This is a genomic window from Natrinema zhouii, assembly GCF_013456555.2.
Classification (GTDB): Archaea; Halobacteriota; Halobacteria; order Halobacteriales; family Natrialbaceae; genus Natrinema; species Natrinema zhouii.
Map to the genome: position 1 here is coordinate 157,891 of NZ_CP084882.1, position 25,853 is coordinate 183,743.

A 25,853-nucleotide genomic window follows, 5' to 3' on the forward strand; every position below is an offset into this window, starting at 1 on the left:
ACGTAACACTCGTCGGGGTCAACGAAACTGGTACGCGACCCGTTCTATGACACCCTCCCAGTGTGTCAGATTGGCTCCTCTCGGTCGGTGGTCCTGCTGCTCGAGATCGATCTGAGCGTTGGACAGCTGGACGGTGCTGACGGAGGTAGCAGCATGGACGATTGACGGGTTCGGTATCGGTAGTGAACGGGGAGATCGAGAAGGCAGTACACGCGGGATGGTAGTACGCTGGTACGTTGGGGGAGAGACGAAGACGATGTTGCGGGGGTACGGATAGACGTGTGAATTGCTCGGATTGTGTAGGGCAGAGTGAGGTTGGCGTGGAGGTGATGCTCGAGGAGAGGAGAATAGAAGGAGGGGTAGGGTAAGGGGAAGATCGTGATGGAGGGATGGAGACAGAGAGATGGTTGTGAGGGAGACGACGTCGTCGATATTACTCGAGCAGAGAGGGGGAGCGGAGTACACTACCCCCGAAAGCCCTCGGCCGCTCGGCATCCCGCGCCTCGCTGCGCGTCTCACTCCCTCGCAACGCTCGGTCGTTGCGGTGCTTGCCGAGCGAGAGCCGCGGCTCTCGCTGGCCTCCGCTCGCTCCACTCGCGGAGACGTCGGCGGGGGACGACCGAGTCGACCTCGCCCTTTCGAAGCCCACCAGGCTGAGCTGAAGGCGGGGATGCTGTAGCTATCTCTCGACTGGTGTGAACGAGATGGCACGCCCCGCTCGCCTTCCCTCCCTCTGCATCGCTTGCGACCGACCATTCCGGGCTGCTCGCTCCCGGTGGTCGCTGTGCTGCCGGGCTCTGGTTTCGACGCCAGCGGGTAACCGCGAGGGGTTGCGCGGCGTCGCTGCTCACCCCCCACGGTTACTCCGCTGGACGCTCGCGCCGGTCGTCTCGGCGCGCGGTGCTGGCTGGTGGGGGTGGGTGTCCCGCTCTACTCGCGCCTCAGGGGACCTGAAGGCGCGAGCGAGAGCGGTTGCAGGAGACGAACACAGTTGGGACTCAGAAGAGTTGAGGTGAAGACGCGGTGGGTAGCGCCTTCGAGGTAAACTACAATGAGTTCTACGAACTTCCGAGATGATAAAACTTCGGATGAATCGAGTGTCAACCAAGATGCGGCTGCGGAGAAGACGGACGTGGGCGTCGACGTGGAAGACGAGTTCGCGGAGTACGCCGTGGACGAGACGCCGGAGTTCCAGGCGTCGGTCGAGCAGGAGATCAACACGAAAGTCGAGACGAACCACCCGGAGACGGTGGTTGGACGCGAGGAGAACGAGTTCGGACACCTGCCACTGGCACAGGAAGAGCGAATTCGGGCTCGAGAGGAGGAAATCGAGGTGATCAGCGCAAAGGCGACGTTCGGAACGCAAGAGGGGCGAGAGAAGCGGACGCGAGAGGTCGTGGCCGAGCAGCGCCGAGAGCGGCGGGTCGAACGGGTGGATCCCCGTTCGGAGCTGGAGCAAGAGCAGTTGGCGGAGGTCAACACACAATCGGTGCGAATCACGGAGACGGTTCGTGGGGGTCCAAACCGGGCGGCAGTGAGCCGTGGACTGGCGGAGAAGGTGACGGACGGGAAGTCGATGATCGACGCAACCCTCGAGGAGATGGACGAAGTGAAAGCGGAGTCGGGAACGATCGTCGATATCGCAGACGTGCCGGAGGTGGAGGCAGGCGAAGTGGACGTGGAAGGCGAGATTATCGAGTTGTGGGATCCCTCGAAGTCGTCGATCAGCCAAGTGGGACTGATCGCGGATGAGACTGAGAAGATGAAGTTCACGATCTGGGAGAACTCCTACCAGACAACAGTGAGCGAGGGAGAGACGGTACGGATCAGGAACGCGGCAAAGAACTGGCACAACGAGCGATGCAATCTGGCCGTGACCGGCTGGAGCCGCCTCGAGTTCCCCGAACGCGGGCAGTGGTGGACCCAGGAATAGCGTCGCCTCCCCTCTTTTTTGTGTGTCCGACCACACGCTCGCTTCGCTCGCGTCCTCCCCATCCTCCTCGCTTTGCTCCCTGTGGTCGCATCGCTCGTCCCTCGCACGTTCTGCGCGCTGAAGCGCGCATTCAGCGCGCGCCACCGCTGGCACGGCTCAGAGAGCATCACAGAGCCGTCCAGTCGGTCCGTACCCCAGCAGCAGAGAAGGCAGAGACGAGACCGCTCGAGTGACTGCTCAGTTCGACGCGATTGTGGCGTTGTTCACCCCTCACGAGAGGGAGAGGGCTCAGAGGTGACGGTGCCAGACAGCGAGCAAGAGTCGATTGTTGTTGAGTTTGCTCTGTTGACTCGATGGAAATCCTGCTATCCCATGAGAGCGTGAAACAAGTATGGGACGCAAGAGGCCGAGCCCTATTCCGTGCACCGAAGCACGTGCTGTTGACTGGCCCGAGTGCGTAGGAAGCCGAGTCCTGGGCATTACAGCCCGACTGCCGCTCCCGGCGGCAGTCGGGAAAGTCCGTATAGGTGAATCTCTGTTTCACGCACCACCGTCCCGAGGTGAACCCAATGTTCATCGGAATCGGCGTACACAAACGGTACTCACAAATCGCAGTATTGGACCAAAACGGTGAGATCGTCGAAGAGGTTCGCGTCGTAGTACGTGAGAGAAGTTTTGGGGCTGGAGGGAGATAATCGACACAGTGAGCGGCGATCGTCGAAAGGACGTTGTTCGCCATCTTTCTGATGAAGAGCTTGATCAACTCCTGGCCGAGGCGGACGATCCGAAGGTCGTCCGCCGTCTTACCTTCGTAAAGAATCTCTATGAAGGCGACACGCTTGAGGAGGCAGCAAACCGGGTTGGGAAGTCTGAATCGACCGGAAGTCGGTGGGGTCGCCGGTGGAATGAGGGCGGTCTCGGTCAACTGACGCCGAACTTCGGGGACGGACGCCCCCCGAAGCTCGGCGAAGATGACCAGGAAGAGCTTCTCGAACTCCTTCGTGAGGGCCAACCATGGAAACAACAGGAAATACAGCATCTCCTCAACACGGAATTCGACGTTGAGTATCATCCAGATTATCTGAGCACGTTCCTCCGTGAACTCGGGCTTTCGTACTCAATTCCGCGGACAAAGCGCCCGTCACGGCCTGATAACGCTGAAGAGATCCTCGACGAGCGCCTTGATGAGGCGCTCGACGAGGACGACAACCAGCCTCACAACAAACACGAAGCCGACGAAGCCGGTGGCTGGGAACTTGACGACGATATTTGTACAGATGGCGGGACTATTGTTGGATTCTTCGACGCGTCACATCCCCAACCGTGGGATAATTCGCGTCGGATGTGGTACGTCGATAACCCACATATCGAGCGACCGCTGGTTCAAATCGATGAACCAGCGGTCGGCTTCTATGCACTCAACGGCGAGAGCGTTGTTTCGTTTCCCGAAGATCAGACAAAAGAACGAATTTGCGAGTGTCTCGAAGCAATCCGCGAGCAGAATCCCGGCAAGCGGATTCTGCTCGTCTTGGACAATCTCTTCTCACACACGTGCGAGTATACGCGCAAGCGAGCGTCCCAGCTCGGTATCGATTTTGTGTTCTTACCGGTTGGATCGCCGGATCTCAACCCAATTGAATCGGTTTGGAAGAGTCTGAAGTGGGAAATTTCACCGTTAATCGTCGAGAGCGCGGAGGAGTTCCGCGCTCTCGTCAGTACTGTCTTCGAAAAAGTGACTGACCGTGTGAGCTTCGCTGGAAACTGGATCAAGCAGTTCCTTGACTTGCAAAAGTTATCTTGAGTACTATATTTATAAACGCGAACCTCGACGACTTTGCCCAGCAGTACGCTGGGTCCAAAGCCGCGCTTGAAGCGACCAGCAACTACTACCACATCCATGACACTCTTTCAGAGTATCTGGATGTGACCGTCGCTAACCCCGGCAAATTAAAGTTGATCTCCGACTCGGACAAGAAAACTGACCGCGTTGACGCGAAACAACTCGCTCGGATGGTTCGGTTAGGATCGATTCCTGAAAGCTACGTTCCAACTGACGAGGTTAGACAAGCCCGCGCACTTGTGCGCGGGCGCCAGAAGCTCGTCGAGAACCGGACCGAGTACGCGAACAAGATCCATAGCTTGTTGAGTGACCACGGGATCACTCAGGAGGTGAAACCGCTGAGTGTGAAGGGACGAGAGTTCCTGCGGGAACTCTCGCTCCCGGCACCGTGGGATGCATTACTGGAGTCGTATCTGGAACTCATTCAGACACTCACTGAGCAGATTGAGTCGTTAGAAGCAGAGATCGAGGAGCGGGCTGGGTCTCTGAAGGAGACCCAGCTCCTGATGACGATTCCTGGTGTGAGTTACTTTACGGCGTTGACGATTTACGCGGAGTTGGGAGAGATCAACCGGTTTGATCGGGCCAAAGAGGTCGTAAGTTACGTTGGACTGAACCCGATAATCCGCGAGTCTGGCGACTCGCGGTTTGAGGGGAGCATCTCGAAGCGAGGATCAGGACGAGTCCGGTGGCTGCTCGTTCAAGCGTCATACTCTGCGGTACATACGTGCGAAGACGAGTACCTCAGCCGGTTTTACAACCGGTTAGCTCGAAAAAAGAACTCGAAAACAGCGATTGTAGCAACCGCCCGAAAGCTGCTGGTTTCAATGTATCACATGCTGGATCGTGAGGAGGTGTACGACCCACCAGGGGTGAGTGCCTGAGCGCCGCCGGAGCGGCGCTCATTGGCCGGTTGGTGGCAGCGCGAGCGACTGCTCTCGCAAACAAGAAGTCCCCCGCCTGATGGCTGTTTCAGTAGCTATCGGTTCGCCGGTTGTCGATTCTACGTTCGAAAACTACAGCAAGTCCTCGTCGCCCGAAGAATTATCTTGGCAAGCATGGTTTGGTCAGTCAGCAGGATTTCCATAGGTGAATAGGGGTACGGCGTCGGGGGAGGTGTGCGACAGCCACGAACGAGAGGTCGAAGGATAATATCTTAGAAATCACGCTTCATTCTTGCCCCAAGCCAGATAGGTACGCTATCCACAGTTGCTAAACGAACCACAGGGTGTCATAGAAAAGTTTCCATACCATCTGTTCTAGTTTAGTGGCGGAGTGAAGCAGGATCTTAGCGGAGACTGTACCAAATTGGGGTGGAATTGGATAAGGAGACTGGGTTCGCTGGAGCAGGCAGTCGCTGATTCGTCGTGTGATACCTTCGAGGCGGCGCACTCACGGCTGTGAGTGCGTCGCCGTTCCAGAGCTGCCGCTATCGAGACAGGAGCTACCCCAGTCGTCAGGCGAGTTCGTTACCAGAACTCGCCTGACTCAACCTGCTCACGTAACCGCGGCCGATGTGGATTTGGATCACGTGATGACCACAGCAACAACTCATCTAAATCCGGAAGCTCGTACCCTAAATCGAGCATCACGTACAACTGGACCAGGTGCGCGTGGCGCTCGACAGCGTGTGAACATCGGCGTTGAGGAAGATGCGACGACGACGCCGCGGCGTCGTCGACGCTATCCTGCTGTTTTGCGTCGAGTTTTCGGAGTTCATCGACAATAACACGGCTCAGAAGCAGCGAGATTGCGGACATGATGATCAGCGCCTCGATAATGTACGGATCGGTCGTGTTGATCTCATCGAGGGCGAAACGCGATTTGAGTTCTTTGAACAGCAGCTCGATCTCCCAGCGCACCCGATAGAGCTGTGCGATATCGGGCGCGCTGTAGTCGTCTTTGTCGAGATTCGTCAAGTACAGATGGTACTCGTCGTTGACTTCGTTGCGAACGCCGACCAATCGAAAGGTTCGGGTCGTGCTGACGCCCGACCCTCGTTTACGGTCGAACGAGAGAGTGAGCCGCACGTCGATTTCCTGTCGCTGCAGGTCGTCGAGGACGGCCTGCAGCGACTGACCCTCTAGCGAAATGCTGTTCCCTCGCCACGTGCGAAGTTCTTCGACGATCTCGAAGTTCGCGTTCTCTTTGACGCGAGAGACAAACCGGCCGTCGTTAGCGTCGATGCGGTCGAACAACCAGAAATCGTAGTAGCCAAGATCGAACAGGATGAGGGCGCCAGCTACCCACTCGCCGGTGGGTAGCTGGCTCCGTTCATGGGTGTTCGCGTCGGTTGTCTGGAATCGCGTTGGAAGCCCAGTCGAGAGTGACTCCGTGAGATGAAGTTTCGCGCCGGCTCGGTCGTCGTCAAGCGCGTAGACATCTTTAGCGTCTTGATAGAGCGAGATGACCGTGGCGTCGACGATGAGGACGTCTCGAAATCGTTCGAGACGTCCGCTCAGATCGGTTCGGCCCGTGTCGAGATTCTCGATGGCGTCATCGAGAATCTCTCGAAGGAGTGCAACGAATCCTGGTCCGAACCATCCATAGAAGGTTGAATAAGCGAGTTTATCACAGTCACCCATCTCAACGTAGCGTTCGAGAAACGTCTGGATGGATCGATCAGATCCGGCAGCGAAGCCAAGTGAAAGCGTGTAGAACAGCGCGACGACGTCGAGTTTCCGTTCGCGTTGGATGAGATTCGTTGCGCGAGCACGCTCGCGCAACTCATCAGAGGGAAACGCTCTTTGAATTCGATTCACAATTACTGAATCCGGTGCCGTGTTGAATAGATGCTGAGTCACGGTCACAGCGGTTCACAGAGCAGTTCTATGTTCGAGATAGCGAACATCAGGACGATTTCACGGAACTGCCGATACCAGCCCAGCGCTCGCACGGCATCGCCGAGCGAGCGCTTCGTTGTCGAATACGAAGTCTCGGCCATCCAGCGCTGAGAGTAGCCTTTTGCGCGGATGAGAGCGTTATGACCTAGCGTCAACGGCCTCGATCCACGCTGTAAGATGAGTGGTTCGACACCAAGCGCGTAGAACTCGTATTTCGTGATCCAGTTGTGGAACGCTTTGTCGGCAGCTACGGACAGCAGGTCGTCCGCGTTCCGGCGGACGACCTGCGGCCCGGTCTTCGTATCGTGTTTCCACCGGGCAGAGATATGCACGTCAAGGACAGCAAGAGACTCTCTATCGGTTAGTGTCGTCACTTTCAGTGTTTGGACGTTACTGCCTGACCGCTGGCGGTAGTACGACGAGGCTGAGCGACGGTCGAAGAATGTGCTGTCGAGAGCAGCGTGGCCAGACTGCGGGTGTTGCTGCGCTGAAACGCGCAGCAACGCCCGCCAAACCCACATTTTCAGCCGGTCGAATGATTTGTAGATTGTGCTGTAGTCCGGGAGATCGTCTCGATCTAAACCGAGTGCGTCACGAATCTCGGCCATATACTTCAGCCGATTCGACGTTTCTCGGTAGCTGTGGCCGTCTTCGAGCCGGAGACAGTGCAGAACGACGTGCTTCCAGCGGGCGAACCCGCCGCTGGCGGGCTCGCCCGCGTGCTTTCCCAACGCTTGTTTGACTAGGTGCCGACACTGCTCAACGAAGTCGAGGAGATCGACTTCCATGGACAGAATCGATTTCCTCGGCTTCGTCCTTCTGCTCCGTGATATCAGCCGATTAGATCGCTATTCAACAGGGCAGAATCCGGTGGTCTGTAAGTCACATCATCTACCGGATTTCTCTGACAGGTAGTCACAACGATATTCAATCAGACGACGGTACAATCGGTTAAACTAGAACGCATGGTTTCCATACCCTCTCTCTGTGACTATCCGACAAACGGTAAGTACAGACGAAGCAGATATCACGACTGCACCAAGCGCCCGCACTCATCCTCTGACAGTTATCCGGATTGACTTGACTTCTTGGCCTTGAGGAAGTTATCGCGGAGGTATTCCAACTCGTCGAACCCATAACTTCTTAGAAGATCCTCGACTTCGTGCTTACTACTTCCAAGACGTTCTAATGGCTGGTCGTGGGTTACAAGGTATGCCAGCCGCGTCGTTAGCGACGAGAAGGTCATTGAACCGCCACGGAGCAGATTGATTTCTTCGCCCACGATGTCCGACATGATAACGGTTGGCGATGGGACACCATCATCTTTGATGATGCTATCGAGCGTTCGAACGGGTGTTTCTATCCCCTGCCCCGAATGGCGAACTTCGCCCATCCCACCTAGCGTATCGTGTTGAGTATCGAACGCTATCGCCCCATCTGAATTTGAGATAGCACAATCCATAACGAGGGCGTCAATCTCATTTAACTCAAGGTTCGTCTCTAGACTCCTCCGTGTCTGGGGGTGAGGCTCGAAACAGACGATATCTATCTCAGGGTGCCTTCGACCGATTACACAGCTGTTGATGCCAATATGAGCACCAATATCGAAGAAGACATCGTCCCCGTGCATTTCGGAAAACATGTCCTCAAACATCTCATCATAGATTCCGACATCGTCGGGAAGAAATCGACGTTCTCTTTCTGACGCCACACGAAACTGCACGTCGACACCGCTGATCGTAGTCTGTACGGGTTCATCGGACGGCTGCTCTTCATCTCGGTCCATGATTGTGATAAGCAGATCTTAGAGGATACGCAAAATAACAATACAGCTTTGACACCATTACATGATAACTTCGTACCTGTAGTTATCGCTCAGTACAGGTAAAGAAGTGAACAGTATATTCAAAAATGATAGCGTCACGAATCCGGTTCGAGAGCCTGAACGCTTACCGAGATAAAGTAGACGAACATGAACAAGAAAAATCCGACAATGAGCGGAATGAGCCGCTGATCAATGACGGCGAGTTCCAATATTGCCGAGACAGCGATCCCGCTTATGAAAACCAATATCACGAACCCACCAACCGCATAGTAGAACCGGAGATCGGATTCAAAGTAGCTTTGAATTCCCATTACGCTCTGTTGGCGACCGGCAACGAAAAGTACAGCGAAGTTCGCACAGTCTGTATCTGTAGTTGCCGATCAGTACAGGATGCAACGTTATCACGTTTTATCAGATAGATAGTCGTTACGAATAAGTGAACCGCACATTCAACGAGCGACAGTGGCCGTCGCCGAGCAACTTGCGGCGGTATACCAGAGCGCGTATCAGGAAAATCGTCGGCTAGGACTCCCCAACGAAGCAGAGTCTGCATCAGAGAGGAAGATAGCTGACTTGGTTCAGCAGAACACAGTCTACGTTGCCAAGAAAGGCGGCGATGTAATTGGCGGTGTCTGTCTCGAAGAAACAGACTCGGACCGTGTGGAACTCAGCCGACTCGCCGTACACGAAAACTGGAAAGGAGAGGGTGTCGGAAGACAGTTACTGGACTACGCAGAGGAACAGGTTCGGCACTGTGGGTACGCTACGATCCGGCTGATCACTCCGGAAGAGCATCCATATCTCCCGGAGATGTACCGCCAACGTGGGTATGAGGACGTCGAGACAGTCTCGCAGGAGAACTATCTCTTTGAGTTTCTCGTGATGGAAAAAGCTATCCGATAAGTAAGCAAGTAGAGTGAACGGACAGTTCGCTCCAGATTCGGTGAAAAGAGCGTCATGTGGATCGTTCGATGACACCCTCGAACCGGCCTCTGCTACAGTTTCCATTATTTGATTGAGTGTAATATATATCCAACAGAGCACAACATTCTACTTTCACAGCGCGGAGACATACAATTCTCCGTGGAAAGAAGTAAAATGCAGCATCGTTGAATACTCACGCGAGATGGATGACCTCACCGGCTTCCAACGAGACCTCCTGTACGTGATCGCAAGTGCCGACCGCCCGTCTGGCCAAGATGTCAAGGAGGAGATAGAGGAGTACTATGAGAGCGAGATCAATCACGGCCGGCTGTACCCAAACCTCGACACGCTTGTCAACAAGGAGTTGGTCGAGAAGGGCGAACTCGACCGACGAACGAACTATTACGCGATCAGCGACGCAGGAGAGCAAGCGATCCAAGATAGACGAGAGTGGGAAGATCAGCACGTCGAGTTGTAGTGTAATCCATATTCATTCGTTCGAGAGCGTTGGAAATTCCGACCGTTTTGTCAATAAGAAGGCTTATACTGGCAAAATTGAGTCTCCCACTGTATGCCAAGTGAGACAACGATGACAAATACCGTTACAGTAATCGGTCGTGGAGTGCCATCCAACTACGAAATTAGCGTCGATGGTGATATCGAACCAGTTGAGGCTGACTCGTTCGAGAAAACCACAGTAGTCTCGGAACATGCTGTTGAAGGGACGATCGAAACCGGCGTCCATCGGTTCCAGTTCTCTGGGGAACTAGCGAATGTTCATGTTCTCGATTGGAACGGAACTCCAGCATCTGAATCACCGAGCACACCGGAAGTCCACATCGATTACGGCGTCCCCGTCCGGAAGAACAACAGCTAGACTGGCAACGCGATCTCGCTTCACTAAATCCTACGGAGTTGTCTGAGAAAGCGCTTGCTGCTCGAGCGGTGGGCCCATCCACACGGCCTGGTTGTTCCCGGTAGATCCTGTTGCTATGAGCGCAGCTGCTAGTCGCAGCCACGGACTAACTCGGTGGTGATCGAATAATCGCTGGGGGTCCAGTGGCCAAAACAGCACACCACCGAGTGGGTCGTCAGGATCACTGTATCGCTCTGGCGGGAGGATTTCTCGAGCAATGCGTCGAGGAGCGTCTGGTTCGCCTCGAGGACAGTTGGAACAACGGGATCGCGGCGTTCGGAAGTAGTCTGGAACGATAGAACTAGGCGGTATCCAGTCTCGTCAACCCGGATGAGATCGAACGCCTCGAGCCGGTTGCGATAGTTCCGGATGATCCGTGCTGAGACGCCCGCTCGGTCAGCGAGGTCACGCTATGATAGGCGATTTTCGGCTGTGAGAAGCGTCTGAACGATTCGGCTAACTGTCGGTGGAAGATCGGCGAGCAACTGCTTGGGTTCGAGTGTTCCCAACGCGTAGCGGAGTTCGTCCGGCCGGAGCTCTCGGCTCTCGTCTTCGGTGGCGAGTTGGTACAGTGCTCGAGCAGCAGCGTACGGCGAGCTGGCTACCGCCCGTAGTAGCGAGATACTGTCTCGAGTCGGTCGGAGGTTCTTGGCCTGCAGGATCCGCGTCGCAGCCATCGCGTAGTCCGTTCGATCGACCGTCGAGAGGGAGACGTGGACCGCAAATTCGGGAGCGTCATCAGCGACCGCTGCTGGCGTCTCGAGTGTGTCCTCAAGGTATAGGTGAAGACGGATGGACGTCCTCACCGCGAACGATGACAGAGCCGATGAGCGTCACTAGCGGATCGTCTGTGTCGACTGTCGGTGAGAACGCAGTGTGACGACGCTCTTCGCGAGTTTTGAACAGCTGTCAGTACGAGGCAAACACACCGTATTTCCCCTGAATCGCGGCCGAAATACTGATCGAGGTTGCGAGCTCGTCTAGCGAATCGGTCTCGAGTCCCGACGGGACGCGAAGCTCTCGAACGATATCGATTTCGAGGGCATCGAATAGATGGATGATCAAGCCAGCAAGGCTGTGAGCGGAGCGCATAATCTCGCTGCGGAAGCGGTTGCGGTCCTCATAGTCGCCGGCTGTGAGTTTTGCGGTGAGATCCTTGAGATTGGATAGCTCTCGCTCAGCGTTTAATCGCCTCGAGAGGACCTCAAAATGCCGCCCGGATAGGCACAGGGGGATGGCCGCCGGGCGGAATAGAGAGAAGGGCCAATGGGGTTCGGTGGTGATTGGATCGTCCATGTCGCGCAGGAGAACGCGACAGTGAATATGCTCGTCCTGTCCTATTTCAATCTTGCTCCGATTCCAACTGTGTTGAAACGGCTGCGTTGGATCACTAGACGGCGGCAGAATGGGTCGCTAAATCGAAGGTCTTGAAGCGGGAGACTTCAGTTGTTCATGTCCCAAATCTCCCGCTTCATTGGGACAGTTGTGCCGATTACTCAAAACGTTACTGGCGATGGAGACGAATCCGCCGCCCCGAAAGGTGGCGGTGGATCACTCCTGTAGTTTGCTGAGAGTGAGCATCTCACCGTCGCATTCTGTACACTCCACCGGCTGGTGGTCTGCCGTCATTCTGTGCCCACACTCCATATACGAGTCTGACATACAATGGTTCTCAACAGGCATTATTCACGGTTTCAGTCCTGAGCAAAACCAATGACTGACGAAATTAAGCCTTATACGCGAATTGGGAGCCGTATAATCGGCAGATGGTGGGTGTGAGATGTATTCTCTGATACGCTATCTCGTTGCAACAAATGACCCTCTGCTGTGAGAAACGTCTGAACGATTCAGCCAATCGTTGGTGGGTGATCGGAGAGCAACTGCGTGAGCTCGAGCGGTCCTAAGGCGTAGCGTAGTTCATCCGGTCGGAGTTCTATCCGATGCATTTACACAGAGAACTACCTATTTACGGGATTTTAGAGAGATGAACTCGCGCCTGGTATAACCACTATGCATATATTGAGATAGGAAATATTATCATCCTGTATTTGAAACGGGGAGTATACAATGAGCACGTCAGAATCACTGCATCAGGAAAGGACTCAAATGGGGTCATGGGACGACATCCGTGATCTGCCACCGAGTGCCAAACTCGTCGCAAAGGTCCTTGAGCACAGCGATGTGATGACCCAGCAACAGATTGCCGACGAGACGCTTCTGCCAGCCCGGACGGTTCGCTACGCTCTGAATCGTCTCGACGAGGAGAACGTCGTTGACTCCCGATTCTCGTTCTCGGACGCCCGCAAGCGCCTGTACAGCCTCGACATCGAGTAACGCTACCGCTCTTCGCTGTATTTTACAATCGTTCAGTCCCTCACCTGTACTGAACGGTCGCTCTGGAGTCCATAGGCCACATGGCCTATTCTATGACACGCTCCATACACTCGTCTGTGTAGGGCGATGATTTCTCGAGTCGCTGTTCTGTCGGGGGCCAACCGGGCAGGTTCGTGAGCTAACCGACCGACTCCGCGACTTCGACGGTGCGCGGCGAGTAAAGGTGATGGTGATCAGAGATAGCGTCGAGTGAATCACGCCCGTGCTGCCTCGGAATCAGCATCGGTGAGCGACAGGTCCAGCTCGATCGAGTCATACCATACTGTCGGTTTCTTCGATCGGCCGGCTTGCTCAAATTCGAGCAAGTGTAACTCCTCAAGTTCCTCGAGATTCGTGTGGACCTGTCGGACGTCACGTTCGACAAGCCGAGCGGTCTCGCGAATACTCTCTGGTTCGTGTTGGACGATACTCCGGAGTAACTCGAGGTTCTTCGGGCGGACTACGCGGTGAAGGTCGTCGGGATCGTGAAACACAACCTCGAGATGCGGCTCGGGTCTCTCGCCGCGATCGAGTGCGCGAAGCGTCTCGAGCACTCCCTGCTCGTCGCCACTCTGGAACCGAATATGCATCGTACGCTCGCTGTTTGTCTTGCTCTTCCTGTTGCTGTTACCAGGGTTCGCCATGATCTTTCACCTCTTGCTTGAATCGTTTGAACAGCGACTCTAACCCGTTGAAGTCCACCGTCACAACGTCGTCGGGGTCGCTTGAGCGGTGTTTGTGGTGCCGTCCGATCTCGGGATGGTCCGGGAAGTTGTCGTATCGGATGACCGTCTCGCCGGCTGTGTTTCCGTACTGGAATGAGTATTTCACTCCTTCCGGGTACCGGTCCGACTCTGGCACGGACCACGCCTCAACTTCGACGTATGTGTCGCCGAAGTCCTCAGTTAGCTTGAGGAAACGCGTCGCCCCATCATCACCTTCGGCCATCACCTGTTGTTATCATTCACAACACTATAAACGTTGTTGTCCATCACAACAATCAATCCGCGTTCACTCGCGACCGGTACGGGTGAATTGTCGATAAACAAGAACAAATCGCTTGCTGCTCGAGCGGTGGACCTATCTGAACAGCGCGGCCGTTCCTGGGGGTTTCTGTTGCTGTGAGTGCAGCTGCTATTTGCAGCCACGGATCAATCGTCGAATGCTCGAGTAGGCGTAGCGGATCCGACGGCTAAAAGAGAACATTCCCCAGTGGGTCGTCAGGACCGCCGTACCGATTTGGTGGCAAGATCATCTCGAGTAGTGAAACGCCGAGAACCCGTATATCCTCTCCGACGGCAAGGATGGCGTGAACGTCTATCCGATGGCGAATACCTCTCGAGCACCGCCGCAGCGAAAGCAAGCAGGCGGTGACGATTCACGACAACTGGCCCGACGAACGTGCGACCGTTGCGATTCACGTCGAGTACGGCGACGACCCCGTCCCGATCGTACTCGAGGCCGATGGCGAGACAGCCGAGTACGCGCGGGCGAACGACCCCGAGTGTATCAAGGAGGACATGATGTTCGAACCCGCTGACAGGAGCGACGGCCCAACCGGCAAACTCCACATCGATATGAACCACTCGAAGTGGGCGAACCACTTCGGGACCGCCGTCGAGAAACGGATGGCCGAGAAGTGTCGCTTCAATCTCGAGCGGGCGAGCTGGCACAACGCGAGATTCGGGAACGTCCGTCGAGATTAAGTCGACGATGCACAAGCACGCCGACGGCCAGCCAGGGAACTTTAAGGTCTACTGGGAGTATCATGAGAAAGCTCGACGTAACGACGGCTGGTACTGCTTCGTCGTCTACTGGCCGCATGGGCGGTCGGATTGTCCGATCCTCAAAGACAAGATGGTCCGCTCGTGTGATCTTCCACTGCTCCGGTGGCACGGCGGCGGCGATCACCGCGGGACTGAGCAGGCAAAGATCGCGATCAGCGATATTTTCTAAGCGATTCGCTCAAGCGATGGCGAGCGTTTCGAAGACTGCTTCCCCGCTCATTAGGAGGATGACATTGTTAGTCGCACAGAAAGCGTACACGAGAACAGTACCGACAGCGAACAGTGCATCATACGGCTTCGAGAGATAGTGTCCGATCATGACGACCGTGGCGGCGTAGATACTTCCCGCGAGAACGACGCCAGGTAATCCGATTAGCTCATAGAAATGGGTCGTGATCGGATTAAGTTCGGTGGCGTACGGAACGAGAAAGAGGAACACGGTAGCGACGAGATCGACCAGCCAGAACAAACCGAACGAGAGACGTATCGGCGGGTTTGCCGGACGGTTCAACGCTATCCCGCGGGTTACTGTTGGTTCCATACTTCAATTGGAACTATGTAGCTCGTTAGTTTTAGGTGTGCCGAAACAGGGCGTATTAGGGGCTATTACAGTCGAATTCTAAATATAATCAGTCAGAGTGACTGTTTCATTCGTGATTCGTTGGTACCTGCGAAGAATTCTAACGCGAGATCACATCTCACCCTTCGTCGTCACTGAGACAGGACTCTCGAGGTCGAAACTGATAGCTCGAGTGCTCAGCATCTCGGCGATCTCCCGGCGCTGCTCGCGAGTGAGATCGTCGCGCTCAGCATCGACGTTCATCGTGATCTCTCAACGATCACCGACGGATCGATTCCGTGCGACCACGTCAGTTGCGCGATTCCCTGTTCAGACCATGAACCATCGTCCTCGCGATCAGTATCCTGTATCGATCATTCAGGCGTCCGTGGTAGTTGAGTAAGGTTATTATCGAGTCCAGTAGTAATGACCTTCGGTAAAATGACAGAGAGAGTAGACAGGGTAGTACTATACTGTAATAAATGTGGCTTGATACAACCAGGTATTAATCTATTAGATGGAGAACCGAAGGCGATGGGGCGAGGTTTCTGCAAGTGTGGCGGAACGAGCTTTACTCTAGCGGAAAACATAAACTGAGCGGGACTATTCCAGAAATGACGATCTCCCAAGAGATACTAGTAGCTGCATAGAATCGGGGAGTGAGAAACGCCCTGGATTTATATGGAGACGACTGGCGACATATCGACTACAGTCGGCGTGGGTGGTGTAGCGTAACACGTGCCTGTTCCACAGGTGCGCCGAAGGTGCAAATCCTTCCCGTCACATTCTCCAACAGAGTTTAGTTGCCGTTCAGTACCGTTCAAGGACTGTCCACTGTCGACGCGAATCTTTCGATCCTTGAAAGTGCGCCGACCGTCCTTGTCAGCCGATTGATGGGCTATGGCGTCTGACTCTCGACATCGCATAGCCGATTCGCCGGAACGAACCAGCTACACATCGGTCTCACCTCCGTGGCGACCGGGCGATGTCTCCGGGTCCGGAATCGAAACGTCGACGCCAGTTGCAGAACCGCGGCTCAGTCGCGCGCAGGTATCGCAGTTGTCATAGCGGTGGGCGCGATCGTCTGCTACTCTGTTAGTAGCTCGCCCACGTACTGATCTTCCCAGTCCCGACGCGCCTCGATCTCGCGGCGGCCACGAGCCGTGAGCGTATAGACGTTCGTCCGTCGATCAGCTTCGCCTTTCTCGACAAGGCCCTTATCGACGAGTGTATCGAGATTTGGATAGAGCCGGCCGTGGTGGATCTCGCCTTCGTAGTACTGCTCGAGTTCGGTTTTGAGTGCGAGTCCGTGTGGTTCGTCCTGGCCGGCGATCGTGTACAGCAGGTCACGCTGGAAGCCCGTTAAATCGTACATATTTGTTCGATGTTCTATCAGAGTATAAAAGTATCGAAAACAGCAGGGGGAACGGCCATGGGAGGAGATTTAGACAATGTCGAATTTGTCAGTCTTCATCATCTGGGTCGTCTTCTAGCTCGCTCGCGTCGAGATCGTCCCACGCACCCTCCTGTTCCCAGTCGACGATCGGCGTTGGTTCCATCCCCGAGCGGTTGCGTATCTTGCCCATGTATTCGAATCGCTCTCGAGGATACCCAGTGAGATCAGCCAGGATCGACAGTACGTCAGACTCGTCACTCGTTATTAGAAGGGATTGTCCTTGACGCTCGAGGCTCCAGCGAGCGGGGGCCGATCAAGTACTATTTAGACTGAGTGAAACCGTAATTATCGCCGGAGACGTCTCTCAGCGCCACCGGTCGTGGTACTGTCAGTCATGATTTGCTGTGACGAGTGTTCTCTCTGACGGTTATATTCGCCGCATCTCTGCCGACGGCAAATGCCCGCTGATTCGATCAGATGCAGGAAATTGGGAGTTCCAGCGAACGAATGCCGTCATTCACCATCGTTCTTGCCGGCACCGTCGTTTCCGACTACCAGTACACACCGAGATGACTGAAACGGCAGAACACGATCGTATCGAGCCGATCGGCGTTCAGCGCCACGGCGGTCAGGCCGGAACCGTCTGTTCGTCGTGGACTACCGGTCGATTGGCACTGCTGTTGCGAGTGGTCGCGAGCTGTCGAGCTGATAACGGTCGACCCCAACTCGAGCGTGTTCGTGGTGACTCCGCTCTTCAGCAAATCCGGGTCGACACGAGTCGTTCGAGCGCCGTTCGTTTCAGACTGACTGGTCGTCGGGAATAGCGGCATAATCGACCCGTAAGACAGTGTACAGGTATCTTTTGCAGCCGAACCGAGACTTATGCTGGCAGGATTCGAAAGGCCGTCGATGACTGACGCAGCCGAATGCAACCTAGAGTCGGTCGAACAAGAACCGACGGAACGCGACGACGCACACCTCTCCGATATCGAAGAAGGGGCTGGCTGTACGGAAATCTGGGAGCATCTCGCCGAGAAGCGCGAGGAATAACGCTCCGCTTATCCACAAATGGACTTTTGATGCAAGCCACCTATTCAGGCGTATGACCGACAACCGGCCCGGTGACGGTTCGCACCGCCGCGGCGAGAGCGGTCGATCGATTCCGACGGATCGTGAATCGCCCGTCGGCGCACCTGTTATCCGGGGCGACGAATCGGTCACCGGAACCCGCTCCCGTGAGGTCGTTCTCGATCCAGTTCCGTTTATCTACAGGATGAAATTACAACCGGCGGTGCTATCCGTTCGGCGACTCCCCGGGCCGGACTCGAGCGGGACGGCCGACACCGGTCGTTAAACGGGGTGTAGAAGCCCGAGCCGTCCGATTCACGACTCATCGGTGACCGCGTCGTCCTCCCACCCTTCGCTGTGGATCCGCTCCTCGGGTACGCCGAGGTCGCGGAGTTCGTCTTTCGTCTCGACGACCATTCCCGGGACGCCGCAGACGTAGAAGTCCCGCTCCTCGAACTCCTCGAAGAGATCTTTGAGATGCTCCTGAACGTAGCCAGTTCGGTCGAGCCAGTCCCACTCGGGATCTGACAGCGTGAAGGTCACCTCGACGTTGTCGTGCATGGCTGCCAGTTCCTCGAGCGTGCTTCGATGGAAGATCGAGTCGGCTGTCCGCTCGCCGAAGATGAGGTGGGCGTCACCGCTTCCGACCTGTGCGTACTGCCTGAGAATCGCGAGCAGCGGCGTGAGGCCGGTGCCGCTCGCGAGCAGGGCAATATCACGGTCTGGATCCTCGAGGGAGAGGCCTCCCTCGAATTCGCCGATTTCGATCTCGTCGCCCGGCGAGCGGGTATGCATGTACGAAGATGCGAGGCCGTCGTCGTACCACTTGATTGCCAGCGCGAACTCGTCGGTGCCGGGAAGAGTCGTTGGACTGTAGGGGCGGACAACCTCCTTGCCGTCGGCCTCGAACCGGACCGTAGTGTGTTGTCCGGGATCGAATTCGAGTTCGGTGTCAGGGGCTCGGAGACGGAATCCCTTGACCTGCGGAGCGAGTTGATACATGTCGATGATCGTTGCGATCTGCGTCATCAGATCGGGAGTTACACCAGTGGGACGGAAAACGGTCAGTGACACATTCGACGACAGTTATGATCGAGAGAATGTCGGACCGCGGCCGGAAGACCATAATGGGCAACCAGCGGCCGTTCAGTCGCCTGTCGCCAGTTTGCAGACTCCGAGCACCTGATTGATTCTGCTCCCGGAGATCTGATGGCTGAAGCTCTGGGTAGTATCCTGCCCCATGACGATCTGATAACATCTTTCGATGAACGTACGAATCGATCCTTGATATCTGTCTGTGTCTGAGCTTCAACGTCTGTACACTAATGAGACAACTTTCAACAGCGGAGTCAGTCTTTTTGTCAGCTGACGTCGTATCACGACTGTGCTTCGCAAACTATTGATCGTGTTCGGTCTGTTCGAGATCGCGAAACCGAAACCGATCATCGACATGTGCGAATGGATCGGCCTCGAGAATTCCGATGAGGCACAATTGCGTCCATGGGCGCTCTGGGGAGCTCGTCTCGAGGGAATGATATTCGTCTGGCTGCTCGTCCGCGGCCGAGGTGAGAGCGGCTCAACGATTGTCAGTGGATTACTCGCCGTCGCTGGGATCCTGCTTGCGCTCGTGCCACATCCAATTATCCAGCTTAGCCAAGAATTTGTCTACGAGAACACTGAGGATCTGGAGATGAAGCCGTGGATCAAACCAGCGGCGCGATTGTTGGGCGCGTTATACCTGACCGTCGTCGTTCTCTCGTGGCGGGCAGACGCATCTAGAACTGAGCCAAAAGCCGATCAGGAAACTTATAGTAGAAGTTAGATACTGTAGAGAACGAGTCGCTCTGGTGAACTAACTGACCTCTGAGTCTGTCTAAATAGTATGCCCCTCCTTTTATGCGTTTCACAGATCACCTTGTAACTCTGGCTCAATGCGCTATCTCTGGAGATCCTACACCAGCGGCCAAGAAGGGATACGGCGGCTATGCTGCTGGGTAATTGTAGCGATCCACGGTCTCCGCGAATATCTCGATCTGCCAGACCGGCGACTCCTCGATATGCTTCACGATACCTGAGACGTGCAGGCTATCGATACAATTGGCCTTGACCGCCATTTGGCTAGCCATCACTATACAAATCGGACAAGCTTGATATAGCGCACGGCGCTCGCCATGACGATGGCATCAATCATTGGCGGTCAGTGGTTGAAGCTCTCTTCTTTGCGCTCAAACAACGGACCGGTGATCCGTACCGGACTCGAACATGGTTCGGGCAATTCCGAGAACCCGTTCTAAAAATAGCGGTGAGAAATATCAAACGTTCTCTCCAACTCTAAATACAGGTAGACAATAGAACGTAATTAGACATGATTGATTCATCGGTTGGTAGACGGTTCGTGCAAAATAAAAAGGAGAATACAAAGGCGTGCTCACCCATTTCAAAATCACATGGTCGAAGCCACCGGCATCGACATTATCAATCTGCTACTCGTGTTGTCCCTCGCCTGGGTGTTCGGTGCCTTCGCCGAACGTCTGAGCTACCCCGCGATGATGGGTGAAATCCTCGCCGGCATCGTGTTCGGGCCGGCCCTCCTTGGATTACTCCACTCTTCAGAAGTCCTCAACATCTTCGCCGAATTCGGCGTCTTCCTATTGATGGTCTACGTGGGGATGGAAATCGACCTCCACGAGCTGTTCGAACTCGATCCGCAGGCGCTGATGATCGCGCTCGGCGGGTTCCTGTTGCCGTTCGGCCTCGGCTACGCCGCTGGCGACCAAGTCACGGATTCTCGTTGACCTCGATATCCTCGACACGCGGATCGCTGGCGTGCTCTTGGGCGGAGCGCTCCTGTCCGACGTCGGCATTCTCGTCGTATTCGCGGGCGTCACCGGATTCATCGAGAGCGGCGAGGTCACCCTCTGGAGCATTGGCACCGTGATGCTCCGCGCGCTCGCGTTCTTCGCGGTTGCGCTCGTTATCGGCGACCGCGTGCTCCCAGTCGTCTGGGAACGCCTCGAAGGATTGATGCGCCGGTACAGATTCATCGACAAAACCTCCGCGTTCAGTGTCGCACTCATCGTGGCATTAATATTCGCATATTTGGCAGCTCTAGCGGACCTCCACATGATTATCGGCGGCTTCGTCGCCGGGATGTTCCTTCGGCAGGCGCAGCTCGACAAGGTGATATATGAGCATATGCACACGGTCATGTACGACCTCGCGATGGGCGTGTTCGCGCCGATTTTCTTCGTCACTGTTGGCTTCGAACTCACGCTGGGCGTGTTCACTCAAGAACTCGGTCTCCTGTTGCTCGTCCTGGCCCTCGCATTCTTCAGGAAGATCGTCGGTAGTTGGGCGTTCGCGCTTCCGACGAAACTGACGAGCAAAGAGGGACTGGTCATCGGTCTCGGAATGAACGGCCGTGGGACGGTCGAAATCATCATCGTCTCGATCGGACTTTCGATAGGAATCATCTCCCAACAGCTCTTCTCGATTCTCGTGTTCATGGCAATCTTCACGACGGCACTCGTCCCCATGACTGTAAAACTCGGTGTCGACTGGCTCGAGCGGGCCGGTAAACTCGTGTATATGGCTGACGATCAAAGCGTTGAGCCCGAAGTGTAGCCAGTACCCGAGTACATAATTTCTGTGGGACTAGAACATCTCGTTTGAAGCACCGAAGAGTATCTGCGGACTTCGCCACTAGACTAAATAGCTATAACCAGATTTCTGTTTCAGAGGGCTTCATTGAATCCGCAGAGGGCAGCGGGTTTCACTGTTTGACGACTTGTTCGACGTTGTAAACGGCAGCAGTGAGAGCGATTTCACGAAACTGACGGTACCATGCTCGCGCTCGGACGGCGGAGCCGTACGAGCGCTTGATCACCGAGTTCACGGTCTCACAGATCGACCGCTGGTTGTAGAGATCGTCGTTGATCCGCGCGTTGTGCGCGTGATCGTAGGGTGCGAAGACGCGGTGTTTAATCAGCGGTCTCACGCCGTCAGCACGGAGTTCTTCGCGGAAGCTCATGTCGTCATAGCCTTTGTCAGCGGCGAGTGTGAGCAGGTCGCCGGCGTTCCGCCGGACGACCTGCGGGCCGATCTTCGTCCCGTTTGGCCACTTCGCACTACAGTGTACGTCGATCACCGCGCCCTGCGCGGTATCGACGAGAAACGTCGCCTGTATCGTCTGTACGTCTCGGTCGCACCGTTTGAGGTAGTGGCTCGACGCCTGTTGGCGGTCGAAATAGGTGGCGTCGATGGCGGCGTGACCGGACTGATCGAGCAGCTCCGACGAGAGTCGGAGCAGCTCTCTCCAGATCCGCATCGGTGCTCGATCAAACGACTTGCACAGCGCGGATGGACCGGGGAACTCGCCGCGCTCGAGAACGAGCGCGGCTCGGACCCGCTCCATTTCCTCGGCCCAATCGAGGACTTCGACGAGTGTCGCTTCCATGTGAACCCGAAGAAAGTGCAAGACTGCGTGCTTCCAGCCGGCAACTCCGTTGCCGGCAGGATGGCTGATCTGCATCACTGCTGCATCAGTAAGTTTTCGTGCTATCGAGACAGCCTGTTTGACGAAGCGGAAGAGAATCTTCTGCACTAAGACGCCTCTTCCGCTTCACCTCAATCGTTCTGACGACTTACCCCGATGCCGTCCGTGGATTCAATAGAACCGTTTCAGAGATACTATCGTTATGAGATGGCAAATTAAGGAAATCGAATGGGAAGCTGTCGCGGGTATCCTAGCAGCGGTTCTCGCACTGGTACTCCATTTCTTGCACATCGTGGACGAAGCCGTGCTTCTTCAGATCACGCTCGTTCTCATGGCGTTCTTGTTTATCAGTCATCTCAGGCGTGAATCGGAAACGGAGAATCTCTCTGAGTCCCTCGCTCACACCGAACGCACTGTCGAAGACATCCGCGCCGGTATGGATGCCTCCGACCTCGAACTCATCGGCCCAGGAGAGCTCAGATCCCGGAGTACGCAGTTCGGTCAGGGTGCCCGTGGAGAAATGACCTGGTTCAACGTCTGTCTCCTCATGTTCGTTCCCCAGGATTTATTCGATGCGTTGCTTCGTCCACCGATCGAGAATCCAAATGTGTCCTCGATTCAGTTCGTCCTCGACGAGAGTGAGCGGGAGCGCTGGAATACTCATGTCAAACCCAAAGTAAAGGAGTGTCGGGGTGCTGAGACGGTACAGGAACCCGTTTGGCGCGAACTCGATGAGAACGTCTCGTTCATTCTTCGCGGGACGAAAAACGAGCAGACTGACGCGCTCTTGAGTTTCTGGGGAGAACCCTTTATGGCACGAACAACGAGGGACGTTCCCCGCTATATCATCCACGTAACGGAAGATTCCGAATTGATCCCGCAATTGCGGGACATCGAACGCGAACACCGACTTCAGCAGACGTAAATCGTCTCAGGGCCAAGCCCCGAGGCTTTCGCGTGGACTTCCGTTCTATGCCTCACCTGAGGCAGGGGGTACGTACTCCCCGCTCACGTCCAACGTCCCGCGATTCAAGCGCACATCTACGGGTGCGCCTCCATCGTCTGCATTTTGCCGACGATGGAGATACTGCAAGCCTATATTCTTCGCGGCGTTGTAGTCGGCCTGGCTCTCGTACCCGCACTGCTGACACTCGAGCGTCTCCCCCGAGCGATTATCGTCGTGGGTAAACCCACATGTTGAGCAACGCTTCGACGTATTGCGTGGATCAACCTGAACGGCTTCGACACCGTGTTCTTCGGCCTTGTATTCGACGTACTCGTGGAGACATCGGAACGCCCAGAGGTGTTGCCACGTCGCTCCGGGGACGTTCTCCCGGATGTGGATCAGATCCTCGAACACGATGTGCGAACAATCGTTCTCGACGGCTTCCTCGATAAGTTCGTTCGCCACCGTGTGTAGGTATATCTCGAAGCGTCCGTACTCTTTCTGTCCGACGCTTTCGATGTTTTCTTGGGCGTGGCGGGACCCACACTGCTGGAGCGAGCCACGACGCTTCTCGTATTCTTGACGCCAGTGGTTGAACTCGTCTGCCGACCAGAATCGCCCCGTCGAAGCAACGGCGAGATTGTTCACGCCCGGATCCACACCAAGGACTGTTCTGTGCTTGGACTCGGATTCTGGTGTTTCCGCGTCTGCTTCGACTTTCTGCATCGAAGCGTGGAGGTACCCGTCACCGTCACGGTACTGGAGGTTGGCCATCCGAAACTCGAAGCCCTCGTTGGAGACGTACTTCGTCGGTGGTATCTCCGAGTCGTCAGGAAGGATGTAGTCACACTCGATTCGTCCGTTTACGGCCGAAAGGGAAACGTGGTCGCGGTGGAACGTCGCACTCCGCTTGTCGTAGACTGTGCTGTCTGCCGAGAAGTGCGGTTGCGACGTTGCCTCGCCACGTTTGAGGCGTTCGACGCCGCTTTTGACGGCTTCGACTGCTCGCCGAATTCCTTTCTGGGCGAGATTCGCGGTGAGGTCGGTTTCATCGAGGAGTCGATCGTAGAGGGCGCGTTCGGCTTTGGCTTTCGAGGTGACGTGGTCTCCGTCGTCACCGTGCCAGCACCACTCGCTTGCGGTGTTGGCGCAGTGTTTGAACTGCTCAACAGTCTCTCGAAGGGAATCATCGGCTCCGTCGAGAGTGTCGAGTTTGATGACGGCGGTACGACGGTACTCCACAGTATTTTCATATATGTTCAATGTCACTTACATGTAGAGGAGTAGGTCTGCCATCGTGACGTGGTTTGCGTCATCGGTTATCGGCTTCCTCTCCAATCTCAGGGGTCGGAGCATCCTCCTCATACCGTCTGTGAAAAGAGGAATCTCATCAATACACGGTTCATACGGGAGTATCCGTCTACCGACTGATCTTCACTTTTCAAAAGGGTCAGGTGTACGTAATTGAGTATAGAACGTGTACGCGCCGCGGGGATGATAGGAATTGGTAGCGCATACCCGCGTCTTCAGGCACGGGTCGAGCGGTAGGCCCGACCGGTGAACCGACGTCGGTGGCCGGGCTGGATATCTTCTACCGGTGCGTTTAAGCGTCTGTACTACGCATTTAGACCTGCTACTCCAGTGGAGAGAGTCATGCCAGAGAACACATGCATGCCTATGACTCGGCTGGAGACGGGGCCTGTTTGACCGGACCACAGCCCTACTAAGGGAGTTAAACCGAGAGGTTCCTCCAGTATGCTGCTGGTTCCCTTGGAAGTGCGGGTTGAAACCTGGAAGGCTACTCCCGACCGATATCCCATGGTTGGATTCCACGTCGTTTACAGCGTGGAGGAGGTCAATAACCCAAGACGTCAATAGAGACAGCCGTTCTTTTCGTCTCTGCCAGCAAATCTATATCTACTTGGCCTGCATTGTCTGGAGTCAATTACTCGTCGTCAACCAGTTTCGTCCGGACATAGTACGGTCCTTCCCAGTCTTGGACCCAGTTGGGGGCTGCAGGATGAGACCGCAGCTGATTTGCTTCATACGATTCGTCAGGAAAAATGGTTCCCTCCTCGTCAGTCCCGTCCTCCCACGGCACTACGAACGTCACTGGGTCTCGATCTTCGGCAGGATTCAATTGTTTATCTGCCCCATCATCTAGATGGTACGGTCCATCGACCCATTTCTGTGGATTGAACGTGACCGCTATCTCTGGATTTTTGTCTGTCATGCTTGTTGATATTCTGTCAATCTACTGTATTCGATGGAGGCTTAAAAAGAGCAGGACAAATCTCACGCTATTAGATACAGAGGAGCTGGATCCTTCTAACAGATAGTGACTATCCCTGAGGGAGGAGATTCCAACTCCGAATGTGTCGAATTACCAAGATTCCATCAGAGCCAGATTCAGTACTACAACAACCTATAGTAATCCCCAGAAGTCTTTGCTCACAGCACTCGATAGATCGGTAAGGATCAACGGATAGCAGCTGGTTACGTTAGTGCGCATTACAAAGACTTCCAGATTCTACTATAGGAGCAAACTACTACGGTGATCCGGAAGCAACTACCAAGAAGACCACAGTCAATATCCCCCGGTGAACAGAGCGAGTCGCTGGAACAGACGATTCAAAGCACAACATACCAATATTCACACAATGGAAGTCGAATTCGACCGCGATACCTGCACAGGAATCTTCAACTGCGTTCACGAGTGGGAGAAGTTCGTCGAAGATCGCGATGCGGGGAAAGCAACGCTTGTCGGAAGTGATGAGTTCGAGACTGATCACTACAGACGAGGCGTTCCCGAGGGAGAGGAGTTCGATGCGAAAATGGCCGCTCGTGTTTGTCCGGTAGACGCAATCACGATCTACGACGAGGAGGGGGAACAATTGGTTCCATAGTTTGTTGTTGACTGCCGTTTCAGGTGGCGTGAGTGGAAGATT

Annotated in this window: 25 protein-coding genes and 8 pseudogenes; 17 read left to right on the forward strand and 16 right to left on the reverse strand. The window is 55.2% G+C overall.

Translation table 11 applies throughout. The features are described from left to right. Positions 1-1,051 precede the first annotated feature (1,051 nt). From HYG81_RS38310 to HYG81_RS38320, 3 genes and pseudogenes are all read left to right on the forward strand, one after another. The gene (locus HYG81_RS38310) at positions 1,052-1,933 is read left to right on the forward strand and encodes a DNA-binding protein (protein WP_226777858.1); all 882 of its coding nucleotides are present in this window, start codon (positions 1,052-1,054) and stop codon (positions 1,931-1,933) included. Positions 1,934-2,636: 703 nt separating this feature from the next. After that, complete coding sequence (locus tag HYG81_RS38315; protein WP_226777859.1) at positions 2,637-3,734, forward strand: IS630 family transposase; 1,098 nt, start codon at positions 2,637-2,639, stop codon at positions 3,732-3,734. Positions 3,735-3,748: 14 nt separating this feature from the next. Then, positions 3,749-4,657 (forward strand): annotated as a pseudogene (locus HYG81_RS38320) (IS110 family RNA-guided transposase); the annotation flags it as partial. 585 nt (positions 4,658-5,242) lie between these two features. Here the strand turns inward: HYG81_RS38320 and HYG81_RS38325 are convergent. From HYG81_RS38325 to HYG81_RS38340, 4 genes are all read right to left on the reverse strand, one after another. Next, positions 5,243-6,577 (reverse strand): IS4 family transposase, encoded by a 1,335-nt coding sequence (locus HYG81_RS38325; RefSeq protein ID WP_226777860.1) that lies wholly within the window; start codon positions 6,575-6,577, stop codon positions 5,243-5,245. A 2-nt stretch (positions 6,578-6,579) separates the two neighbouring features. Further along, positions 6,580-7,404: an IS5 family transposase gene (locus HYG81_RS38330; protein WP_226777861.1), complete on the reverse strand. Its 825-nt coding sequence runs from the start codon at positions 7,402-7,404 to the stop codon at positions 6,580-6,582. A gap of 278 nt (positions 7,405-7,682) precedes the next feature. Continuing rightward, a complete protein-coding gene (locus HYG81_RS38335; RefSeq protein WP_226777862.1) occupies positions 7,683-8,402 on the reverse strand; it encodes an FkbM family methyltransferase in 720 nt (239 codons plus the stop codon). Positions 8,403-8,536: 134 nt separating this feature from the next. Continuing rightward, the gene (locus HYG81_RS38340) at positions 8,537-8,752 is read right to left on the reverse strand and encodes a hypothetical protein (protein WP_138246919.1); all 216 of its coding nucleotides are present in this window, start codon (positions 8,750-8,752) and stop codon (positions 8,537-8,539) included. 151 nt (positions 8,753-8,903) lie between these two features. On the opposite strand from HYG81_RS38340, the gene HYG81_RS38345 reads away from it, so the two are divergent. The 3 genes from HYG81_RS38345 (at position 8,904) to HYG81_RS38355 (ending at position 10,242) form a co-directional block, all read left to right on the forward strand. Next, the gene (locus HYG81_RS38345) at positions 8,904-9,344 is read left to right on the forward strand and encodes a GNAT family N-acetyltransferase (protein WP_226777863.1); all 441 of its coding nucleotides are present in this window, start codon (positions 8,904-8,906) and stop codon (positions 9,342-9,344) included. A 223-nt stretch (positions 9,345-9,567) separates the two neighbouring features. After that, the gene (locus HYG81_RS38350; protein ID WP_226777864.1) at positions 9,568-9,843 is read left to right on the forward strand and encodes a PadR family transcriptional regulator; all 276 of its coding nucleotides are present in this window, start codon (positions 9,568-9,570) and stop codon (positions 9,841-9,843) included. A gap of 93 nt (positions 9,844-9,936) precedes the next feature. After that, the gene (locus HYG81_RS38355) at positions 9,937-10,242 is read left to right on the forward strand and encodes a hypothetical protein (protein ID WP_226777865.1); all 306 of its coding nucleotides are present in this window, start codon (positions 9,937-9,939) and stop codon (positions 10,240-10,242) included. 449 nt (positions 10,243-10,691) lie between these two features. Here HYG81_RS38355 and HYG81_RS38360 read toward each other — a convergent pair whose 3' ends face one another. Then, positions 10,692-11,087, reverse strand: a complete 396-nt coding sequence (locus tag HYG81_RS38360) for a hypothetical protein (RefSeq protein ID WP_226777866.1) — start codon at positions 11,085-11,087, stop codon at positions 10,692-10,694. A 103-nt stretch (positions 11,088-11,190) separates the two neighbouring features. Continuing rightward, the gene (locus HYG81_RS38365) at positions 11,191-11,577 is read right to left on the reverse strand and encodes a hypothetical protein (protein ID WP_226777867.1); all 387 of its coding nucleotides are present in this window, start codon (positions 11,575-11,577) and stop codon (positions 11,191-11,193) included. A 156-nt stretch (positions 11,578-11,733) separates the two neighbouring features. On the opposite strand from HYG81_RS38365, the pseudogene HYG81_RS38370 reads away from it, so the two are divergent. From HYG81_RS38370 to HYG81_RS38380, 3 genes and pseudogenes are all read left to right on the forward strand, one after another. Then, positions 11,734-11,832 (forward strand): annotated as a pseudogene (locus HYG81_RS38370) (IS5/IS1182 family transposase); the annotation flags it as partial. Between the two features lie 516 nt (positions 11,833-12,348). After that, on the forward strand, positions 12,349-12,615 hold the full coding sequence (locus tag HYG81_RS38375; RefSeq protein WP_226777868.1) for a MarR family transcriptional regulator: 267 nt from the start codon (positions 12,349-12,351) through the stop codon (positions 12,613-12,615). A gap of 133 nt (positions 12,616-12,748) precedes the next feature. Beyond that, positions 12,749-12,868: pseudogene (locus HYG81_RS38380) on the forward strand (CopG family ribbon-helix-helix protein); the annotation flags it as partial. A 1-nt stretch (position 12,869) separates the two neighbouring features. On the opposite strand, the gene HYG81_RS38385 reads toward HYG81_RS38380, so the two are convergent. Continuing rightward, positions 12,870-13,298 carry an HVO_A0114 family putative DNA-binding protein gene (locus HYG81_RS38385; RefSeq protein WP_226777869.1) on the reverse strand — a complete coding sequence of 143 codons (429 nt, stop codon included), beginning with the start codon at positions 13,296-13,298 and terminating at the stop codon, positions 12,870-12,872. Continuing rightward, a complete protein-coding gene (locus tag HYG81_RS38390) occupies positions 13,282-13,602 on the reverse strand; it encodes a toxin-antitoxin system TumE family protein (protein WP_226777870.1) in 321 nt (106 codons plus the stop codon). The genes HYG81_RS38385 and HYG81_RS38390 overlap by 17 nt, the downstream gene beginning before the upstream one ends. A 629-nt stretch (positions 13,603-14,231) precedes the next feature. Between HYG81_RS38390 and HYG81_RS38395 the strand changes: the two are divergent. Then, positions 14,232-14,610: pseudogene (locus tag HYG81_RS38395) on the forward strand (PD-(D/E)XK family putative nuclease). A 9-nt stretch (positions 14,611-14,619) separates the two neighbouring features. Here the strand turns inward: HYG81_RS38395 and HYG81_RS38400 are convergent. The 4 genes and pseudogenes from HYG81_RS38400 to HYG81_RS45475 all read right to left on the reverse strand — a co-directional run bounded on the left by HYG81_RS38400 (position 14,620) and on the right by HYG81_RS45475 (position 16,586). Beyond that, complete coding sequence (locus tag HYG81_RS38400; protein ID WP_226777871.1) at positions 14,620-14,982, reverse strand: hypothetical protein; 363 nt, start codon at positions 14,980-14,982, stop codon at positions 14,620-14,622. A 150-nt stretch (positions 14,983-15,132) separates the two neighbouring features. Next, a pseudogene (locus HYG81_RS45470) lies at positions 15,133-15,249 on the reverse strand (DUF7692 domain-containing protein); the annotation flags it as partial. 838 nt (positions 15,250-16,087) lie between these two features. Next, positions 16,088-16,375: a PadR family transcriptional regulator gene (locus tag HYG81_RS38405; RefSeq protein WP_226777872.1), complete on the reverse strand. Its 288-nt coding sequence runs from the start codon at positions 16,373-16,375 to the stop codon at positions 16,088-16,090. 88 nt (positions 16,376-16,463) lie between these two features. After that, complete coding sequence (locus HYG81_RS45475; RefSeq protein ID WP_255647770.1) at positions 16,464-16,586, reverse strand: hypothetical protein; 123 nt, start codon at positions 16,584-16,586, stop codon at positions 16,464-16,466. 719 nt (positions 16,587-17,305) lie between these two features. Between HYG81_RS45475 and HYG81_RS38410 the strand changes: the two genes are divergently transcribed. Both HYG81_RS38410 and HYG81_RS45840 read left to right on the forward strand, forming a co-directional pair. Further along, positions 17,306-17,446, forward strand: a complete 141-nt coding sequence (locus HYG81_RS38410; protein ID WP_226777873.1) for a hypothetical protein — start codon at positions 17,306-17,308, stop codon at positions 17,444-17,446. 52 nt (positions 17,447-17,498) lie between these two features. Further along, a pseudogene (locus tag HYG81_RS45840) lies at positions 17,499-17,651 on the forward strand (DUF7119 family protein); the annotation flags it as partial. Positions 17,652-17,779: 128 nt separating this feature from the next. Here the strand turns inward: HYG81_RS45840 and HYG81_RS38420 are convergent. After that, positions 17,780-18,493 (reverse strand): ferredoxin--NADP reductase, encoded by a 714-nt coding sequence (locus HYG81_RS38420; protein WP_226777874.1) that lies wholly within the window; start codon positions 18,491-18,493, stop codon positions 17,780-17,782. A gap of 355 nt (positions 18,494-18,848) precedes the next feature. Here HYG81_RS38420 and HYG81_RS38425 point away from each other — a divergent pair, with 355 nt between their 5' ends. From HYG81_RS38425 to HYG81_RS38435, 3 genes and pseudogenes are all read left to right on the forward strand, one after another. Beyond that, a complete protein-coding gene (locus tag HYG81_RS38425; protein ID WP_226777875.1) occupies positions 18,849-19,286 on the forward strand; it encodes a hypothetical protein in 438 nt (145 codons plus the stop codon). 74 nt (positions 19,287-19,360) lie between these two features. Next, positions 19,361-19,799, forward strand: a pseudogene (locus HYG81_RS38430) (hypothetical protein). 214 nt (positions 19,800-20,013) lie between these two features. Then, positions 20,014-21,088 (forward strand): annotated as a pseudogene (locus HYG81_RS38435) (cation:proton antiporter). A gap of 148 nt (positions 21,089-21,236) precedes the next feature. Here the strand turns inward: HYG81_RS38435 and HYG81_RS38440 are convergent. After that, positions 21,237-22,067 (reverse strand): IS5 family transposase, encoded by an 831-nt coding sequence (locus HYG81_RS38440; protein WP_226777876.1) that lies wholly within the window; start codon positions 22,065-22,067, stop codon positions 21,237-21,239. A 94-nt stretch (positions 22,068-22,161) separates the two neighbouring features. Here HYG81_RS38440 and HYG81_RS38445 point away from each other — a divergent pair, with 94 nt between their 5' ends. Beyond that, entirely contained in the window at positions 22,162-22,884 is a 723-nt protein-coding gene (locus HYG81_RS38445; protein ID WP_226777877.1) for a hypothetical protein, read from the forward strand. A gap of 45 nt (positions 22,885-22,929) precedes the next feature. Here the strand turns inward: HYG81_RS38445 and HYG81_RS38450 are convergent, their stop codons facing one another. Beyond that, entirely contained in the window at positions 22,930-24,147 is a 1,218-nt protein-coding gene (locus HYG81_RS38450) for an RNA-guided endonuclease InsQ/TnpB family protein (RefSeq protein ID WP_226777878.1), read from the reverse strand. A 703-nt stretch (positions 24,148-24,850) separates the two neighbouring features. Further along, positions 24,851-25,138, reverse strand: a complete 288-nt coding sequence (locus tag HYG81_RS38455) for a hypothetical protein (RefSeq protein ID WP_226777879.1) — start codon at positions 25,136-25,138, stop codon at positions 24,851-24,853. Positions 25,139-25,565: 427 nt separating this feature from the next. Between HYG81_RS38455 and HYG81_RS38460 the strand changes: the two genes are divergently transcribed. Then, positions 25,566-25,811 (forward strand): ferredoxin, encoded by a 246-nt coding sequence (locus HYG81_RS38460; RefSeq protein WP_226777880.1) that lies wholly within the window; start codon positions 25,566-25,568, stop codon positions 25,809-25,811. Positions 25,812-25,853: the final 42 nt, after the last annotated feature.